The following is a 17,291-nucleotide window of genomic DNA, read 5'->3' as shown; positions in this document are numbered from 1 at the left end:
CTAGAAACAGCGCATTTCGGCTTCGGCCTGTGCGCGGCGTAAATCCCGAACGGCACCTTTTGATATTTCGGTGCTGCGAAACAGTGTGGTTTTCTCGCCGCTGGTTTGCAGCATCCGCAACACGGTTTCGGCGCTGACATAATCATCATAGGGCAGGATCGAGGCAATCACGTCGATGGAACAGGAACAGCGCCGCAAAACATCGCGGGTTTCGCCATTCACCGCCATGCAGGCGAACACATAGTCGGCGCGGGCCTCGGTCGGGTAATCGTTCAGCAATAGTAAACTGTCCGCCTGCGCGGCCCCGGCCAGCATCACCCATATCCAGATCGCATACCGCATCTGGTTATTCCCGATCCGCAAGTGAAGAATACCGGATGGTTTCCCGATAGAGGCTATTGCCGTCAACCATCGGTGTTGCCGCCGAAAACAGCACAAAGCCCCCCGGCACATCATCAGATACGACAAACGTCAGCGTTAGGTTGGCAAAATCCCCCATTCTGGCTGCGTTTTTGTCATGCTGGAACGGTTGAAAAGTGATGCTTGTGGCGGGCATGGATTTGTCGTCGATGGTGAACGATGTTGGCGTCACCTGCCCGCCTGAACGAAGCGATTCCTTGATCCGGTTGCGCAGGTAGAACGGGCTACCGCCGGTGATCTGCGCCATCGAACGCAAGGAAGATTCCAGAAACGCCATCACCAGCGGGTTGCCCGCATCCGCCGGAAAAGGCGTCCGGTTGCGCAGGGTGCCATTGTCGCGCATTTCCAGAATGGCCTCGTTCCCGCCGTTTTCGCCCTCCGCAACGCTCAGCGAAACCGCCCCGTTTTCGATCAGGTTCAGCCCGCTGTCCTCGGGGCCAAGGCGGATATGATCATAGGTGACGGTTTTTTGTTGCGGGATGTTGTCCAGAACGCCGGTTGAAAATACCAGATCCGTGGCACTGTCTGCCCGCCCCTGAATTGGCAGCACAAATACCAGGGAAAAGACAAGCGCCAGAAATGGATAGCGAACAATCATGTGGACCCTTTCAACAACATATTCCCTATCGTCTAGCGCAATGATCTGTCTGGCGGTATCGGCAAAAGGTCTACCCTGCCCCTTACTGGATCCCCCAGCGCACAAGCGACCGAAGCGCCTGCAATTCGACAGGTTTGGTCAATATCTCGGTTCCCATCTTGCGGGCGTTCTGTTTCAGTTTTTTGCTGCGGTCAGCCGTAACCAGTATGCTGGGAATGTTTTGCCCAACGGACTGCCGCAGGCTTCTGATAGCGGTTAAGCCGGTGTCTTTACCATCAAGATGGTAATCCGCGATGATGATATCCGGCGGCACCCCCAGTTCATCAACCAGAAACAACAATTCCTGCGTGGATTTTGCCGGAATAACGCTAATACCCCAGCGCTCCAGCGTGCCCGTCATGGCATGCAGGACATTCAGATCATTCTCGACCAGCACGGCCAGAACGTTTGCTTCCATCCCGTCAACAACCTCCGGTTCGCCCTTGTACGAAGTGGCCTGCGCCACGGCCTGTTGCGAGCATTCCACCTTGACCGAAAACAAAGACCCCTGACCGGGTTTTGAGTCCAGTAGCAATTCATGGTTCAACTGCCGGCAAGCCCTTTCCACAAATGACAACCCAAGTCCCATACCCTGATCCGCGCCATCATTGGCCAGCCGCTGGAATTCCTCGAAAACCCTGTTGTGATCCTTTTGGGCAATGCCGATACCGGTGTCGATAACCTGAATTTCCACATGATTACCACGCCTGCGACACCCAAGCAGCACCTTGCCGGTGGTGGTGTATTTCACCGCATTGGACAAAAGGTTCTGGATAATTCGGTGCAAATACCTTTGGTCACTGACCACCGTAATAGCGGAGGGAACAACATGCAGTTCCAGACCTTTCTCGGCCGCGATTTGCTCGTATTCGGCCTGTAACGGCTCCAGTACTGCGCTGATCGGAAAACGGGTAATGGTAAATTCGGCGCCCTTGGCATCCAGTCGCGACAGATCAAGAAGCGCATCCAGAATGGATTCCACCGAGTTGAAGGACTGGCACAGGCGATCTGCAATGTCGATTTGTGCATCATCAAGGGCCGTTTGTGTCAGACTGGCCAAAAACAGTTTGGCAGCATTTAGGGGCTGCAACAAATCATGGCTGGCCGCCGCCAGAAAACGGGTTTTGGACAGATTTGCAGCTTCGGCGTCTTCCTTGGCTTCGCGCAATTCTTGTTCGGTTTGCTTTTGCACATGCGTTTTTCGCAAAAGCTCTTTGTTGGCCTCCATCAGTTCGGATGTGCGTTCCCTGACGTTTTGCTCCAGGGTATCCTTGGCCTCGGACAGGGCTTCTGTGGCGCGGCGTTCGGTTGTCACGTCGGTGAAGCTGACCACAAACCCGCCATCCGGCAGTTTGCGAAAACTTGCATCAATGATTGATCCGTCAAAACGGTGCAATTCCAGCTGCAATTTCCGATCGGTGATCTTGTCCCCCATCCAGGGCAAAAACTCCTGCCTTAGCAAATGGTTATTCATGATCTTGTTCTTTTCAAGATAATCAAGAATTGTCTTTAGGGGGGTTCCGTTTTGGCTCATGTGGAACGGTAACGACAGCAAATCGCCAAAGCCGCTGTTGCTGGCCACCAACAGGTGTTTGGCGTCAAATGTGCAAACGCCCTGGCTCATGTGGTCAATCGTTGCGCGGGCAAGGCGGGCCTGTTCATCCAGAACCTTTTTGCCCTGACTGCGCTGTTCGTGGACCATTTTGGTGATGTCGGTGTGCAGGATCGCGACCCGGTTCTTTGGCATTTTGCGATCAGAAACCTGAATCCACTGATCATCGGGCAGCCTTAGAATAAAGGTCGCCTGCTGGCGCCCGTGCTGGGCCAGACGAAACCGCAACCAGTCTTCGCTGCTCTGGTCTTCGGCGCGGTGCAGAAAAACACTTTTGGAAACGATCCGAGCGTAATCCCTAAATGTCATTTCATCCATAATTTGGTCGGACACATCCGGCAAAAGGTTCTTGAAACGGTCATTGCAGATCACCAACCGGTCATCCGCAAACAGGGCAAATCCTTCGTTCATAACCTCCAGGGCGTCCAGCAGAATTTGGCGCGACCGCTCGGCCTCTTGCAGGGCGGTCGCCAGATCCCCGTGTGTCTGCTCCAGCTGTTCAAGTGTCTCTTGCAGGGCAACCGTGCGGGCCTGCACTTCGGATTCCAGGCTGATTGCAGTCTGAAACATCGTATAGGGCGTGCCACCCTTTTCGTTGTTTTGCTCAACACGCCACATCAAAGCCTTTACAACTTTTTGCAGCTTCTCGACCTGAATATCGGGGGGATCATCCGGGTTAATCATGCGCTTTCCCCTGAACCGGGCGGGAAAAAGGCGACCCCGACAAAGGTCTGGTTCACATGCATCCCGTTATGCTGTTCGCCATAGGTGCTAAAACCGATGACATTGTTTTTTGCCAGCAACCGCGAGATTTCATCCTTCTTGCCGCTTGTAACGATTTCGATTTTTCGCAGGATGCAATCAAAGCCGAGTATCAGCGCCGGCTTGCCCATTTCTTGCTCGAGATTATCGAATTCTTTTTCCATCTCGCCAACGATATCAAGGGCCTCGCCAATGGTCATAACAATGCCAATGTCGATGGCAGACAGGAATTTCAGACTGCTTTCATCCACAACCGACTGTATCGCCCGAACATGATAACGCCCACCGGCCTTGACCAATGTGGGATGTGCGGCAAACAGAAACGGGCCAAGTTTTTCTTTCGGCGCACCTATGATACGGGCGTATTCCTCGGCCGCCTTTTCACCGTTAATCTCGATGACAATCCTCTCAGTTGGGATTGCTTTAGTGACCACCATCTGTTCGGCAGTGGGAACAAAATGGTCAAAGCTGATTTCCCTGAACTGATAATCCGTGTGAATCAGCATCAATAACGCCGCATCAGTGCTGAATGCCCCGTCCCGATATACAAATGTTTCCTTGAAACACATGCCATCACCCGCGGATCCCCCGAACAACGGTATCGGGGCCAACCCGGCATCAAGGGCCGCAACCAGCACATCTTCTTGCAGGGACATGCCGTCGGCAATCAGCAATGCAAGCGTGTTCCACCCGACAGGGCACGGGGTATCATCAACAAGCGTGGTCGCGATTTCCGAGCATTTGGAAACACCGTTCCCCAACACATTTGCAATCAACCGGCTTTGCATCCTGAAGTGTTTTGCCGAAAAGGAAACAGCCGTGATCGAACCTTCGGCATAACCGCTTGGCGTCAACTCGCCAGCCGTTGTGCAGCCCACGATGGCTGTATCCGGGAATGCGCAGGAAAAGGCTTGTGCCAGCTTGGTCTGGTCATACTCGGGCGAGGTGTAAAAGATCACAAATGCGATGTCCGGTTGCCATATCAGACTCTGGAGTTCCTCGATTGCCCGCATCGGGTCGGGTATCGAACTGGCACCAAATCTGATTGCATCACCGGCTAGGTCGCGCGCCTTGTTTCGTCGAACAGAACCTTCCAAACGCCCCCCTAGGTTAAAGATTCTTCCGCCAGATCAATTATGGCGACCATTGTGTTATTTAATCAAGGTGGAAAAATCCGCCTCTTTTGCAAGCAAAGCCGCCTGTGTCCGGCTGTGAACCCCGAGCTTTCGCAGAATCGCGGTTATGTGAGCCTTTACAGTGGTTTCCGCAATCGAAAGCTCGTAGGCGATTTGTTTGTTCAGCTTGCCTTCACAGATCAGTTTCAGGATTGTTACCTGCTGTGGCGTCAGGCTCGCCAGTTTTTCGACCGTGCGTTCCATCTCTTCGGTGACACCCGGTTCCCCGACAGAACGGTTATAATCTTCGGGCAGATACGTCTCTCCGTTCCAGATTTTCCGGAACGCATCGGCCAGATCGTTTCGCGGGGCATCCTTGCGGATAAAACCGGCGGCTCCGGCGGTAATAACGGCGGTGATCACCCTAGAATCACCCAAGGCCGAAACGATAACAATCGGGATTTTCGGCACCATGGCCCGCAGTTTCAGCAGACCTTCTACGCCAGACACATCCGGCAGGTTCAAATCCAGAACAATCGCGTCGGCACGAAAACCTGTTTTCAGAAAATCCAGACCTTTGGTAAGTGAATTGGCCGTTTCAATTCGTTTCAGTTCCAGCACATCCCGAAGGGTCATGGCCAATGCTTCACAGAATAAAGGGTGGTCATCAATCACAAGGACCGAATTTATATTCAGCGGTGTTTGCCCGGTTTCACTTTGATTTGCCATACCCTTTTCAGGCTCCTGTTCGTTACGCATCCACCCAAAACCAAGTTGGTAACATGAACGGGGAATCTGCGATTCCCTTTTTGGTTTTTGCGCATTGCAAAGGCGGATTTCCCGACATTAGCACGCAAAATCCCTTAATGCCTATGCAGACCTTAGAACTAGGGCAGTCCTGAGGGCAAAGCGCCGGTCATGTCGCCAACTTCATTTGCAGATTGCCTCAGGCTGGCAGTGCGCCAGTGGATTTGGCGATATGGGTGGCAATCGCATCCATCAATGGCGGTGAAAGCGCATCATATGGCTCGATCCCCAACGCGCGTATCCGTGCCCGGATCCCGTCCATTCGCGATGGTTGGACCCCGCCCTCGATGACCGATGATACAAAGGCCGCAAATTCAGGGGCTGACCAGCCACGATCATCCGACAATTCGGTATGGATAAAATCCAGCCCATAGAACGGATGGTCCTTGTTTTCAATCCGCCCATACATATGCACCCCGCATTCCTTGCAGGCGTGCCGCTGGATCGCCGCACTTTCGTCGATGATCCCGAGCTTGCTGCCGTTTTCGATTACCTCGACCGCGTTTCGGTCAACCACTGCAACCTGCGAAAATATCGCCCCTTCGGGTTTCCAGCATTTGGTGCAACCGCAGGCATGGTTGTGGGCCGTTTGGGCAGAAACCATTACCTTCACCGGATCACTGGTGCAATGACAGGTCAGCACCCCACCACTAAAATCCGGTGACCCCGCCTGTATTCCATGGTCTAATGCGGGATGTATTTTCACCTCGCCCCCGGCGCCCGAACCCTCGGCTGGCGGCGCATAGTTCGCCCCTGAACCTCCTGAAAATATCTCAAACAGTTTCATATCATACTCCTCTGATTGACAGATGCGCACATCGGCAATTGCGCATGGAGTAACTATAAGAAAAATGTTCAATCCTCACAGAGAGACAAAAGAACTACACCAAAGCCGGTGATGATATCTGTCAACAAGGGTAAGAATGGTGAGCCGGCCGGGATCCGAACCCGGGACCTACTGATTAAAAGTCAGTTGCTCTACCAACTGAGCTACCGGCCCACACAAGGCGCTTAATTAGGTAGGTGGGGCGGTGCGGTCAACCCCTGATTTCGGGTTTTCTAGCCCTAATGTGTAAAAAGTCGTTTTGCGTGTCGTGTTGGAATATTTCCAGGGTCTAATACCTCGCTTATCATTGCGACATGTAGGTGGTTGGCCCGCCTATGTGGATATACAGCCATGGCAAATGAGCGAATTACGCACAACCATGTTCCGCATCAACCTGATCCAGTGCTTTGACATTATCAGCCGACGGGCCGTTTTCATCAAAACTGGTCGCCAGCCAGGCATCGACAATGGTTTTCGCCAGTTCCGTACCCACCACCCGGGCGCCCATGGTGATTACCTGCGCATTGTTCGAGGTCGAGGCCTTGGCCGCTGAATAGGCGTCATGCACATGCGCTGCACGGATACCCGGCACCTTGTTGGCGGCGATAGACACGCCGATACCTGTGCCACAGATCACGATGGCACGGTCATAGGTGCCGTCAACCACGCCTTGGCAGACGCGGGCAGACATATTGGCGTAAAACTCTTCTGCGCCATCCACCGGGTGGGACAGTTCATCAACGGTGAACCCTTCGCGGTCTTTCAGATAGTCATAGAGGGCAAGGGCAAGTGGCTCGCCTGCGCTGTCTCCTGCGATTGCAAGTTTCATTTTGTGTCTCCTTGTTTCGGGGTTTGGATGGCGGTGGCGCAGCGGGTCAGGATGTCCAGATATCCGGCCACATCCCAGGCCGCGCGGCCAATAAACAGCCCGTCGATATGCGGGCACTGGATCAGTTCTTCGCAGTTGTCTGCGTTCACACTGCCGCCGTACAGGCACAGGGTGCGCTGGCCCAGAATATCGCTAGCCTGCGCAATGATTTTGGCGTGGCGTTCGTCGGCGTAGTCCGAGCTGGCAGGGGTGCCACCCGCGCCGATGGCCCAGACGGGTTCATAGGCCAGCAGAACGGTTGCTGATTTCTGATCACCGGTCAGCCTGCCCAATGCGCCGGCAACCTGCGCGGCAAGCACCGCATCCGCTTGCCCCGCGTCGCGCTGCTCGCGGGTTTCGCCGATGCAGATCAGCGGGATCAACCCGTGCCGCACAGCAGATTCGACCTTGAGCCCCACCGTTTCATCGGTTTCGCCAAAATGCGCGCGGCGTTCCGAATGGCCCAGTTCAACCAGATCCAGCCCGCAATCGGTCAGCATCGGTGCCGAGATTTCGCCGGTCCATGCGCCTGCGTCTTCCCAATGCATATTCTGCGCACCAACCTTGACCGAGTATTCTGCCAGCACCGTCTTGACCTGCCGTGTAACGGTAAACGGGGGCACGACAAAGCGCTGGATGCGGGCATCTGCACCACTATCGGCCGCCGCCAGCGCATTGGCAAATTCCAGCGCCTCGGGCAGGGTTTTATTCATCTTCCAACTGGTGCCGATCCAGAAATCCGCATTGCCCATTGTGTTCCTCCCTATATGTTCAGATCAGCCGCGCCGGTGTCGATATGCGGCGCCCAGAAGGCCACAGATTCCGCGATATGCGGCACCACCTGACGATCATTCGGTTCGCGTTCCTTGAATGACAGCTCCAGGCAGATTTCGTTATCGGTTCCGCCACCCTGCCGGATCGCCGCCAGCAGGGGATCGGGCTGGATTTTACCCACCTCGTTAAACTCGGCGATGAAGGGGCGATGCCCGCCCTTGTCCATCAGGGATTGCTTGATATGGATGATCGGCGAATATTTCGGCACCGCGCGCGCCCATGCGTAGGGGTCGTAATCATCGGGGTTCGGGCTGGTGACATCGCCGTGGTCGATATCGGCCATCATCCACATCGGGATCGCCATGTTGCGGGCGGCAATCCGATCCTGCAGGGCCAGCGCCCCGTCGATGGTTTCGCCAAATTCGCGGCCCACCGACATCGGCTCCCAGAACAGGAATTGAAGCCCCGCTGCCTTGGCGTGTTCGGCCACTTCGGCCCAGCAATCCAGCGCGATGTCGATCAGCTCCTCGCGGCGTTGCGGATCGTCAAAATCCTTCAGGGTAAAGATGGCAAATTGCGTCCCCACCGTGCGCGCGCCCAGATCACCGACAATATCGGCAAAGGTTTTGAACCAGTCGGTATAGTAGCGCCGCACATCGCGGTCCGGATGGCCAAAATGGTTCAACCGCCCATAAGGCCCTGTCATCCCCGAGGTAATCCGCACACCGGTCCGCGCGCAGGCCGCCTGCATTTGCCGCGTCATCCGGCGGATCAATTGCGCAGGCCAACTTGGATTGATGAATTCATGCGTTAGCTGCACATCCCGCAGCTTGATATCATGCGCGATGGTATCGATCAGATCGTCTGGTTCGGCAAAGCGGTTCACAAGCGGATTCGTATTCAGCGACAGGGTAAAGGGCATGGTCCGGTCTCCTGTTCTTCAATTGCATTTACGGGCAGTTGCGGTCTCATCTTTCCACCCCGTAGAGTGCCAGCCGCGCCGCGCCATAGGCGGCCTGATTATGGGCTGCGGGTTGCATGTCGATGTTCAGGTAACGGTTGCGGATCCGGCTCCAGACAGGGTTGTTCGCCCCGCCTCCGACCGTACGCAGGCGGCGCAATTCCGGCGCACCCAGTTCCGCAAGACGGGCATAGCCACCGGCTTCGATGGCCGCGATACCTTCAAGGATACCTTGCAGGAACAAAGCACGGTCATCCGGCACGGGGATCATCACGGGGGGGCGGTCAGGGTCGGCGACAGGAAACCGTTCACCGGGTTTGGTCAGCGGGTAGTAATCCAGCCCGCTGTCCCGTGACGGATCAATGCGGTTTGAAAGTTCCACAAGTTCATCATTGCTGAAATGCGCCACCAGAACATTGCCACCGGTGTTCGATGCGCCACCAGCCAGCCATTTTCCCAGAATATGGTGACTGTAAACACCACTGGCCGGATCAAACACCGGCACATCCGACAGGATTTTCAGCGTCAGCGTGGTGCCCAATGCGGTTACGCCATCGCCCACCTCCTCGGCACCCGTGGCAAGAAACGACGCGCAACCATCCGTGGTGCCCGCCACGATCTGCACGGTTTCGGGCAGGTCGAATTTTGCGGCAATGTCCGGCAGCAGGCCAGCCACCGGCGTGCCGGGGTGCTGCACAACGGGCAACAGCGCCATATCCAGACCGGTGTTGGCCATCCAGTCGGGCCAGCGTCCGGCCACCGGATCATATCCGGTTTTCAGTGCGTTGTTGTCATCGCTGGAATAGATGCCGCACAGGTTTCCGGCCAGCCAATCGGCCTGATGCACCACCTTGTGCGGGGCAAAATCGCGTTGGAATATCAGGGCCTTGGCCAATCCGCTGCTGGCCCCGTGCGCCGCACTTTCCTGCGGGGCGTGACGGGCGATGATGTCCAGAAGTGCGGTATCCTCGCAAGCATCATTATACATGCGCCCCTGCGCCAGCGGGGTGCCGGACGCATCTATCGGCAACATGGTGCCCGAGGTGCCATCAATGCAAATAGCCACCACATCTTCGCGGTCAATCTGCGCCAGAACGCCCATAAGAGCCGCATCCGTAACCTGTTTCCAGACGGCGGGGTCACGGTGGTTGCTGCCAAAATCGACCATCACGAATGCGGCCTCGCCCGCCACATTGCCATCCCCGTCCATCGCAATTGCACGGGCACCCGAAGTGCCCTGATCAATCCCGATATACAGTGGTTCAGCCATTCAGCGTGCTCCGGTATTTTTCAGCGTCCCAGTTCAACAATTCGTAATTCTGCGCGTCCGTCAGGTAGTTCAGATCAGCATCGGCAGGCACCCGTAACAACACATCCACCAGACAGCGGATCAGGGCATGGTTTGCCCCGCTCGCGTCACGGCGCACCACAACGCCTTTGCCCGGAACGATCAGAAACGCAGGGGCGGGGGCACCGGCATTGACCAGTTTGGCTGCGGCCTGGTCAGGGGTTTCCCCGTCTTGCAGGGCAGTCGCGCCGATGCCGCAGAATATCACATGGTCGGGATAGAGGCTCCCTCCGGTGGCCTGTTTCAGCCGCGCAGGGTCCAGCGCCAACTGGTGCAGCAGCGCGTAATCCGGCAGGGTGAATTCGCTGCCCCTGACCAGCGATGCAAGCGCGGTAAGGTCAGGTGTCACAGGTGCCGACGGATCAACCCGTAACCGTTCGTGAACGTCCATCATCAGGGCGCGGGTTTGGGCAACAGTTTCCCCCGCCACAATGATCCCGTGATTTTGCAACACCACCACATTGACCGGCCCCTTGGCCACGGCCGAAACCAGCCGCGCCAGATTGGCACCCGGTTTGACATAATCAACTATGCCCCAGTTCAACCCGTCTAGCGGCGCCTGCATCAGCGCCCTGCAATCCTTGCGCACCGCATGGGCCAGCGTGTGCACACAATGGGCGTGCATCACCACCTTTTGCCCGAACACCGCATGCAGGCTGGTTTCGATCGAGGGGCGCAAGCCACCCCGCACCAGCGCGAATTCCGCAGGCTGGTCGGCACGACCCTCGCCACCGGCAACCGCGCGGCGCATATCTGGCAGATCGACCGCAACAAAAACGTCCTTGTCCAGCGCATCGGCCAACAAAGTGCCCGATGCCTTGATCCACATCACATTGCCGTCCTTGATCGAGGTATTCCCCCCCGCTGCCTGAATCAGCATCGGATCCGCCCCGATTTTGGCCGAGGCCCGACAAAGGGCGGCGTATTCGGGTTCTGGCGGGGTTAGTGGATCGGGCATTTTGGATGTCCCATATCAAATTTTAGGTCGTAAAACGAAAAAGGGAATGCGCCTGTTTGCGGCGCATTCCCCGTTGTTGGATTAGTCTTCGTGCGAGTCTTCGGACGCCCGCGCAGTACCCGGAGGCATATCACCAAAGTAGAAGTTATACCCCGGAATGAACTTGCGACGGTCGCGTTTTTTCATGCCTTCAAAGGGGTAGACTTCGTGATCACCGCATTCAATGTCATGGCAAGGCAAAACATAATCCGCACGCTTGTCTATTTCCTCGACCGATTTCCAACCCTCGTAGGAATTGACAAAACGGGCTGGAACCCAATAGCGCCATTTTTCGTCCTCGTTAGGCTCCAGATTGCGAGCCTCGAAAATCGCATCGCCGCAAATCACGATATCGCCGCCGGTGGTGGCAACCGTCACACCCATATGCCCGACGGAATGGCCGGGGGTCGGGAACATGGTGATGCCCGGCAGAACCTCGGTTTCTTTGTCGATCATTTCAAAGGCGCAACCGTTATAGGCCGGCTCGATCCCCAGAACGGGGCTTTCGTAGGTGCGGTAATATAGCGGCAGCGGGTTATAGGCCATTTCGATTTCGGCCTTGGGCGCGATGTAACGCGCGTTCTTGAATTCTTTCATATTCTGCACATGGTCCCAGTGCAGGTGGGTGAAAACGATCGCGTCGATTTCGTCCGGATCCACGCCCAGCTTCTGCTTCAGGTGTTCATGCACCTGAAGGCAGCCGCGTTTTTCACATTTGTGGTGGTACTTGGTGGCGCGTTCTTCATCACACAATCCGGTGTCGACCAGAATTTTGTATTCACCGGTGTCGATGTAATAACAATAAACGGGCTGCCACTTCTTTTTGCCCGCCGGGCCTTTCCAGAAGATATACGTCCCCAGGTCGCCTTCCAGCCAACCGGTGTTAATAGGATAGATCTTGGTCTCGGATATGGTCATTAAAAGTTCTCCAAAGCTAGGTTCGGAGATATTGTATACAAGATATTGTAACTGTCTACAGCAATAATGGATCCACAGGTAAAAACTGCTATTCCTGCCTACATCTTGGCCAGAATAGACATGAATGTATCCTTCATATGCTGCCCCATTTCCGAAGCTGCCGCAGCAGAATCAGTCGAAAACAAATGTTTGATTATTTCATCGTGAGAACGGGCCGAGGCAATCAAGTCTTCGCCCGTTGAAAATTTCTTGGCCCGAAAGGGGCCGGTGCGCTGGCGAAAACCCGAGGCCAGATCAAAGATGAACGGGTTTTCCGTGGCCCGGTAGATCGCCAGATGAAAGGTCTCGTTAGCGCGCAAAAAGCCCGGTAGATCATTGGCTTCTGCTGCTTTTATACATTCGGCCTGCGCGGATTCTATACTGGATCGAGCCAATAAAGTAAGGCGTTTCGCGGCCATGCCCGCACACAGAGCTTCGATTTCATGCATCGCTTCGAACATATGCGCCAGCTCTTCGCGGGTGTATTCCGTCACGCGCACGCCGCGCCGCCCGTTCGACACCAGAATTCCCTGCGCAACCAATCTGTTAAGCGCCTCGCGCACTGGAGTGCGTGAAACCGAGAATCGTTCGGCCAGTTTGGTCTCATCCAGCCGCTCGCCCGCATCGATCTGACCCGAGGCAATATCGGCCCTCAAGGTCTCTTCAATGTGTTTCGAGATCGATCTGCCCTTCTGCACTTTGTCTTTTTCCACCTATGGTTCCTATCCATATTGCCCGTCAGTATGCGGGAATAGCATATTTTTAGGGGTTTGGGCAATCACAAAGGATTTTTGTATATTTATATTGACTATGTGCACAATGGCCCTAACCTGAAAGCCGCATAATGGAATTCACGGGTGGGCGATGCCGGTAATTGAACTGAAGAACCTGAAAAAGTCCTATGGGGCTGTTACAGTCATCGAGGATTTGAACCTGACGATGGCCGATGGCGAATTTGTCGTATTGGTTGGCCCGTCCGGCTGCGGCAAGTCAACCACACTGCGGATGATCGCAGGACTAGAGACCAATACAGACGGGCAAATTCTGGTCGATGGAAATGATGTTTCCAAACTTGAACCAAAAGAGCGCGACATCGCGATGGTGTTTCAGGATTACGCCCTGTATCCGCACATGAACGTGGCCAAGAATATGTCGTTTGCCTTGCGATTGGCGCGTTACAAAAAAGCCGAGATCAACAAGCGCGTTACCGAAGTAGCGGCGATGCTGGATCTGACCGACTATCTGGACCGGATGCCGGGCGAGTTGTCCGGCGGGCAGCGCCAGAGGGTGGCAATGGGCCGTGCGCTGGTGCGGGATGCCTCGATTTTCCTATTTGACGAACCGCTGTCAAATCTGGACGCCAAACTGCGCGGACAAATGCGCGCCGAACTGGCACTGCTAAGCCAGCGGATTGAAAAGAATATCATTTACGTCACACATGATCAGGTCGAAGCGATGACGCTGGGCGACAGGATTGTGGTGATGAAATCCGGCGAAGTCATGCAGGAGGGCACGCCCGAACAACTGTATCGCACACCGGCCAATAAATTTGTCGCGGGGTTCATCGGATCCCCGACCATGAACTTTCTGGACGGGACGCTTGCCACTGAAAACGATCGTCTGGTCGTGCGCAGTGACAGCTATTCCATCCCCCTGCCAAAAGCATTTCTTCAACACCTGAAAGGGGCTGTGGGCAACCCCGTCACCCTTGGCATTCGCCCATCCAGTTTCGAAGAAACCGAAAGCCCCGATGCCTTGTCGATGAACATTATCCTGTCGGAATACATTGGATCGGAATCCGTTGTGATCTGTGAATTCGGCGGGCAGCGGGTTTCGATCGAAGTCAATTCGGCGGCCCCCGTCAAGGTAGGAGAAATTCGTAAATTTGCGGTCAAAGAGGAGGAAATCCATCTGTTTGATCCGAATACCGGCACATCGCTTTTGCCCGTGCCAGCTTTGTAAGTGTTGCCATTTAAGGCGGCGCAACTAACTTGGAGGAAAAAATGAAACATTTAAGAACATTGGTTTGTTCGACGGGGATGGCGCTTGCTGCCTCGGCAGCTGTTGCCGGAAACCCCTACGAACCATACGCAGGCACAACGCTTGTGATTAACTTCCCGACGACCCCGCACTATAATGCGGTGATGAAAATACTGCCGGAATTCACCAAGGAAACCGGCATTATGGTTGAAGTTGACCAACTGCAATACCTGAAAATGCGCGAACGCCAGACGCTGGAATTAACCAAGGACGTCGGTGATTACGACCTGATCGGTTACGTTGTGTTTTCCAAGGCTGACTATGTGTATGCCGACCAGCTGGAAAATCTGGCCAAGTATTTCATGAACCCGAAACTGGCCGATCCGAAATATGATGCCGATGACTTGATCGACGGTTATGTCGCCAACATCGGTATTGCCGGTGGTGAAAAAGGTTATCTGCCCGGCAAAACCGGTTCATTGTTTGGTCTGCCTTTTGGTTCGGAAACCTCGATTCTGGGGTATCGCAAGGACATCTTTGAAAAGCACGGCCTGAAAGTGCCGACAACTTATGACGAGTTGCTGGAACTGGCCTGTAAAATCCCGCAACTGGAGCCGGGAATGGGCGGCCTGTCGTCCCGGGCCGCATCGGGCCACCATGCCTCGCATGCGTTCCTGCTGCACCTTGCCCCGTTGGGTGGCCGCATCTTTGATGACGACTGGAACCCCATCATGAACAATGAAGCCGGTGTTGCCGCTGCAACCGCGCTGAAAAAGATTGTTGATTGTGGTCCTGAAGGCGCGCAAACATTCGGCTTTGCCGAAGCTGGCGCTGCCTTCTTGCAAGGTAAAACCGCGATGTTCCTTGATTCCACGCAGTTTGCCGGTCAGGTTAACGACCCGGCAAAATCGGCTGTGGTTGGCAAGGTTGGCTGGGCAATGCACCCCGCCGGCGTGCGTCAGGCATCGCAAACTGGCGGTTTCGGCATTGGTATCCCCGCGAATGCGCAGCACAAAGAAGCCGCGTTCCTGCTGATGCAATGGCTGACTTCGAAAAAGGCTGACAAGCTGATTGCGCTTGAAGGTGGCAACCCGTCGCGGTTCTCGACCCACGAAGATCCTGATGTGAACGCCAAATTCCCGCACATGAAACTGTTCGGCGAAGCCCTGCGCCATGCTGATCCCGACTGGCGTCCGATCATCCCTGTATGGGGTAAAATCAATGCCGATCTGGGCACAGCCCTGTCCAAAGTCCTGACCGAAGATCTGGACATTCAGGAAGCGCTGGACGGTGTTGCAGAACGCACTCGCGCAACGATGGAAGATGCCGGTTACTATATCTGGCAATAATCCAAACCTAACGCGGCGGGCCGGATAATACCGGCCCGTTCGCAATCTTTCCAGTGACGCCCTGTCATAAGAAACGGCTTTGAATATGAATACTTCGCTTGCCAACCGTCTGACGCCATACATGTTTTTGGCCCCCGCCGCAGCAATCCTGCTGGTCGCGCTTTTATACCCGTTGGGCTATGTGTTTTATGCCGGTTTCCTGAACTGGAATCCCAGCCAGCGGATCGGTCAGGCCGAATTCGTAGGCTTGCGAAACTATATCAACCTGTTCCATGACGAGAGTTTCCGCGAAAGTTTCTTCGTAACACTCCGCTTTTCGGCCATCGTTGTGTCGTTGGAAATGTTCATTGGTGTTGGCCTTGCCTTTTTGCTGGATCGCAACATCCGCGGCATGTCCGCCCTGCGCACGCTTTTCATTCTGCCGATGATGATTTCGCCAATCGTCGTTGGCCTGATGTGGCGCTATATGTACCACCCGACCGTCGGTTTCTTTAACCGCACGCTGAAAAGTTTGGGGTTCGAGCCGATGCCATGGCTGCTGGACGGTGACTGGGCCTTTGCCTCGGTTATCATTGCCGATGTCTGGCAATGGGTGCCGTTCATCTTCATTCTGTCCCTTGCCGCACTGCAAACCCTTCCGCAATCGGTGATGGAGGCCGCGCGTATTGACGGGGCCAACGGCTGGCAAAGCATCCTGTATATCAAACTGCCGCTGATGATGCCGGTTCTGGTCATCACTTTCCTTCTGCGCCTGATTGATTCCTTCAAGGTTCTGGAAGTGATCCTTGTGCTGACCAACGGCGGCCCCGGCCTGTCAACCGAGGTTATGGCCCTGCGCATCATGCGCACCGCCACGGAATTCCGCGAACTGGGGGTGGCGGCGGCGATGTCGAACATCCTGCTTATGATGCTGCTGTTTCTGACGGTCGCCATGTTCCTTTATAACAAGGTCACAGAAATGCGCGCTATGCGGCTGAAAAACATCGCGGCGGAGGAGGCGTAATGTCCCAACAATCCTACGACAAACAAAACCCCGCCTTTTACGCCCTGCTGGTCGCCCTGATCTTTATGGCTGTGGGGCCGATCATTTTGATGCTGTCCACATCGCTGAAGCTGACCGTCGATATTATGTCGGATACCTCCAGCTTTTTTTTCCTGCCGACGATTCACAATTATGAAACCGTGCTGTGCAACGTCCTTTGGTACGAGCCACAGGGGCTGGATTACTGCAACCCCACCTTTGGCCGGGCCTTGGGGAATTCGCTGATCATCGCCATCACCTCGACAATTCTGACACTGATCATTGGCTGCATGGCCGCCTATGCATTGGTGCGGTTCCGCTTTATGGGGCGTGATACCGTTTCGCTGGTCACACTGATGACCCGCATGGTGCCGCCCGCCGTGCTGCTGGTTCCGATTTTTGGCATCTGGACATTCCAGTTCCAGATTGACGGCACACGCATGGGGATCATCCTGATCTATGTTGCCATGAATCTGCCGTTTGTCATCTGGATACTCCAAAGCTTTATCGTGCAGGTGCCGATCCAGCTTGAGGAAAGCGCGCGTATTGACGGGGCCGGCCCCTTGCAGGTTTTCTTTCTGATCGTGCTGCCGATCATCAAACCCGGACTGGCGGCGGCGTCTATTTTTACCTTCCGTATCGCCTGGAACGAATTCCTGCTGGCCAATGCGCTGTCGAACCGGAACACACGCACGGTGCCGGTAACGATTGTGAATTCCCTGACCGAATATAATCTGGACTGGGGGGTGATCATGGCCACTGGCATGTTGCTGGCAATTCCACCGATCATCTTTACCTTTGTGGCCTCGCGGCAGATCATCACCGGCATGACCGCAGGTGCGGTTAAAGGATAACCT

At 55.1% G+C, this 17,291-nt stretch carries 17 protein-coding genes and 1 tRNA gene; 4 read left to right on the top strand and 14 right to left on the bottom strand.

Annotation, left to right across the window (positions count from 1 at the left end; translation table 11 throughout):
* From BAR1_RS01195 to BAR1_RS01130, 14 genes are all read right to left on the bottom strand, one after another.
* Positions 1 to 342 (bottom strand): hypothetical protein, encoded by a 342-nt coding sequence (locus BAR1_RS01195; RefSeq protein WP_118941331.1) that lies wholly within the window; start codon positions 340 to 342, stop codon positions 1 to 3.
* 4 nt (positions 343 to 346) lie between these two features.
* Positions 347 to 1,018 (bottom strand): hypothetical protein, encoded by a 672-nt coding sequence (locus tag BAR1_RS01190; RefSeq protein WP_118941330.1) that lies wholly within the window; start codon positions 1,016 to 1,018, stop codon positions 347 to 349.
* A gap of 82 nt (positions 1,019 to 1,100) precedes the next feature.
* Positions 1,101 to 3,353, bottom strand: a complete 2,253-nt coding sequence (locus BAR1_RS01185; RefSeq protein WP_118941329.1) for a hybrid sensor histidine kinase/response regulator — start codon at positions 3,351 to 3,353, stop codon at positions 1,101 to 1,103.
* The gene (locus BAR1_RS01180; protein WP_162891620.1) at positions 3,350 to 4,528 is read right to left on the bottom strand and encodes an FIST N-terminal domain-containing protein; all 1,179 of its coding nucleotides are present in this window, start codon (positions 4,526 to 4,528) and stop codon (positions 3,350 to 3,352) included. The genes BAR1_RS01185 and BAR1_RS01180 overlap by 4 nt, the downstream gene beginning before the upstream one ends.
* A 54-nt stretch (positions 4,529 to 4,582) precedes the next feature.
* A complete protein-coding gene (locus BAR1_RS01175) occupies positions 4,583 to 5,275 on the bottom strand; it encodes a LuxR C-terminal-related transcriptional regulator (RefSeq protein ID WP_118941327.1) in 693 nt (230 codons plus the stop codon).
* A 217-nt stretch (positions 5,276 to 5,492) separates the two neighbouring features.
* Positions 5,493 to 6,140 carry an S-(hydroxymethyl)glutathione synthase gene (gene gfa, locus BAR1_RS01170; RefSeq protein ID WP_118941326.1) on the bottom strand — a complete coding sequence of 216 codons (648 nt, stop codon included), beginning with the start codon at positions 6,138 to 6,140 and terminating at the stop codon, positions 5,493 to 5,495.
* 137 nt (positions 6,141 to 6,277) lie between these two features.
* Positions 6,278 to 6,353: transfer RNA gene (locus BAR1_RS01165), tRNA-Lys, on the bottom strand.
* A gap of 193 nt (positions 6,354 to 6,546) precedes the next feature.
* Positions 6,547 to 7,008 carry an RpiB/LacA/LacB family sugar-phosphate isomerase gene (locus tag BAR1_RS01160; protein ID WP_118941325.1) on the bottom strand — a complete coding sequence of 154 codons (462 nt, stop codon included), beginning with the start codon at positions 7,006 to 7,008 and terminating at the stop codon, positions 6,547 to 6,549.
* Positions 7,005 to 7,799: a triose-phosphate isomerase gene (locus BAR1_RS01155; RefSeq protein ID WP_118941324.1), complete on the bottom strand. Its 795-nt coding sequence runs from the start codon at positions 7,797 to 7,799 to the stop codon at positions 7,005 to 7,007. The genes BAR1_RS01160 and BAR1_RS01155 overlap by 4 nt, the downstream gene beginning before the upstream one ends.
* Before the next feature lie 11 nt (positions 7,800 to 7,810).
* Entirely contained in the window at positions 7,811 to 8,743 is a 933-nt protein-coding gene (locus BAR1_RS01150; protein WP_118941323.1) for a sugar phosphate isomerase/epimerase family protein, read from the bottom strand.
* A 46-nt stretch (positions 8,744 to 8,789) separates the two neighbouring features.
* Positions 8,790 to 10,052 (bottom strand): FGGY-family carbohydrate kinase, encoded by a 1,263-nt coding sequence (locus tag BAR1_RS01145; RefSeq protein ID WP_118941322.1) that lies wholly within the window; start codon positions 10,050 to 10,052, stop codon positions 8,790 to 8,792.
* Positions 10,045 to 11,088: a class II aldolase/adducin family protein gene (locus tag BAR1_RS01140; RefSeq protein ID WP_118941321.1), complete on the bottom strand. Its 1,044-nt coding sequence runs from the start codon at positions 11,086 to 11,088 to the stop codon at positions 10,045 to 10,047. Before BAR1_RS01140 ends, BAR1_RS01145 begins: the two co-directional genes overlap by 8 nt.
* An 81-nt stretch (positions 11,089 to 11,169) precedes the next feature.
* Positions 11,170 to 12,045 (bottom strand): N-acyl homoserine lactonase family protein, encoded by an 876-nt coding sequence (locus BAR1_RS01135; RefSeq protein ID WP_118941320.1) that lies wholly within the window; start codon positions 12,043 to 12,045, stop codon positions 11,170 to 11,172.
* A gap of 98 nt (positions 12,046 to 12,143) precedes the next feature.
* Positions 12,144 to 12,797 carry a GntR family transcriptional regulator gene (locus BAR1_RS01130; RefSeq protein WP_118941319.1) on the bottom strand — a complete coding sequence of 218 codons (654 nt, stop codon included), beginning with the start codon at positions 12,795 to 12,797 and terminating at the stop codon, positions 12,144 to 12,146.
* A 151-nt stretch (positions 12,798 to 12,948) separates the two neighbouring features.
* Here BAR1_RS01130 and BAR1_RS01125 point away from each other — a divergent pair, with 151 nt between their 5' ends.
* The 4 genes from BAR1_RS01125 (at position 12,949) to BAR1_RS01110 (ending at position 17,288) form a co-directional block, all read left to right on the top strand.
* Positions 12,949 to 14,046: an ABC transporter ATP-binding protein gene (locus tag BAR1_RS01125; RefSeq protein ID WP_118941318.1), complete on the top strand. Its 1,098-nt coding sequence runs from the start codon at positions 12,949 to 12,951 to the stop codon at positions 14,044 to 14,046.
* A gap of 41 nt (positions 14,047 to 14,087) precedes the next feature.
* A complete protein-coding gene (locus tag BAR1_RS01120; RefSeq protein WP_118944293.1) occupies positions 14,088 to 15,413 on the top strand; it encodes an extracellular solute-binding protein in 1,326 nt (441 codons plus the stop codon).
* 85 nt (positions 15,414 to 15,498) lie between these two features.
* On the top strand, positions 15,499 to 16,416 hold the full coding sequence (locus tag BAR1_RS01115) for a carbohydrate ABC transporter permease (RefSeq protein ID WP_118941317.1): 918 nt from the start codon (positions 15,499 to 15,501) through the stop codon (positions 16,414 to 16,416).
* A complete protein-coding gene (locus BAR1_RS01110; RefSeq protein ID WP_118941316.1) occupies positions 16,416 to 17,288 on the top strand; it encodes a carbohydrate ABC transporter permease in 873 nt (290 codons plus the stop codon). Before BAR1_RS01115 ends, BAR1_RS01110 begins: the two co-directional genes overlap by 1 nt.
* The last annotated feature ends 3 nt before the right edge of the window (positions 17,289 to 17,291 follow it).

Origin of the sequence: Profundibacter amoris (assembly GCF_003544895.1) — a bacterium.
In the GTDB taxonomy this organism is placed as follows: domain Bacteria; phylum Pseudomonadota; class Alphaproteobacteria; order Rhodobacterales; family Rhodobacteraceae; genus Profundibacter; species Profundibacter amoris.
Note: the sequence above shows the minus strand (reverse complement) of the source record. Positions and strands in the feature narration are given on the sequence as shown.

Bases quoted from the DNA above. Each gene is read 5' to 3' on its own strand.
- BAR1_RS01135 (WP_118941320.1), bottom strand. From the start codon at position 12,045: ATGACCATATCCGAGACCAAGATCTATCCTATTAACACCGGTTGGCTG.
- BAR1_RS01110 (WP_118941316.1), top strand. From the start codon at position 16,416: ATGTCCCAACAATCCTACGACAAACAAAACCCCGCCTTTTACGCCCTG.
- BAR1_RS01125 (WP_118941318.1), top strand. From the start codon at position 12,949: ATGCCGGTAATTGAACTGAAGAACCTGAAAAAGTCCTATGGGGCTGTT.
- BAR1_RS01155 (WP_118941324.1), bottom strand. From the start codon at position 7,799: ATGGGCAATGCGGATTTCTGGATCGGCACCAGTTGGAAGATGAATAAA.
- BAR1_RS01140 (WP_118941321.1), bottom strand. From the start codon at position 11,088: ATGCCCGATCCACTAACCCCGCCAGAACCCGAATACGCCGCCCTTTGT.
- BAR1_RS01175 (WP_118941327.1), bottom strand. From the start codon at position 5,275: ATGGCAAATCAAAGTGAAACCGGGCAAACACCGCTGAATATAAATTCG.
- BAR1_RS01150 (WP_118941323.1), bottom strand. From the start codon at position 8,743: ATGCCCTTTACCCTGTCGCTGAATACGAATCCGCTTGTGAACCGCTTT.
- BAR1_RS01145 (WP_118941322.1), bottom strand. From the start codon at position 10,052: ATGGCTGAACCACTGTATATCGGGATTGATCAGGGCACTTCGGGTGCC.
- BAR1_RS01160 (WP_118941325.1), bottom strand. From the start codon at position 7,008: ATGAAACTTGCAATCGCAGGAGACAGCGCAGGCGAGCCACTTGCCCTT.
- BAR1_RS01185 (WP_118941329.1), bottom strand. From the start codon at position 3,353: ATGATTAACCCGGATGATCCCCCCGATATTCAGGTCGAGAAGCTGCAA.
- BAR1_RS01115 (WP_118941317.1), top strand. From the start codon at position 15,499: ATGAATACTTCGCTTGCCAACCGTCTGACGCCATACATGTTTTTGGCC.
- gfa (WP_118941326.1), bottom strand. From the start codon at position 6,140: ATGAAACTGTTTGAGATATTTTCAGGAGGTTCAGGGGCGAACTATGCG.
- BAR1_RS01195 (WP_118941331.1), bottom strand. From the start codon at position 342: ATGCGGTATGCGATCTGGATATGGGTGATGCTGGCCGGGGCCGCGCAG.
- BAR1_RS01190 (WP_118941330.1), bottom strand. From the start codon at position 1,018: ATGATTGTTCGCTATCCATTTCTGGCGCTTGTCTTTTCCCTGGTATTT.
- BAR1_RS01120 (WP_118944293.1), top strand. From the start codon at position 14,088: ATGAAACATTTAAGAACATTGGTTTGTTCGACGGGGATGGCGCTTGCT.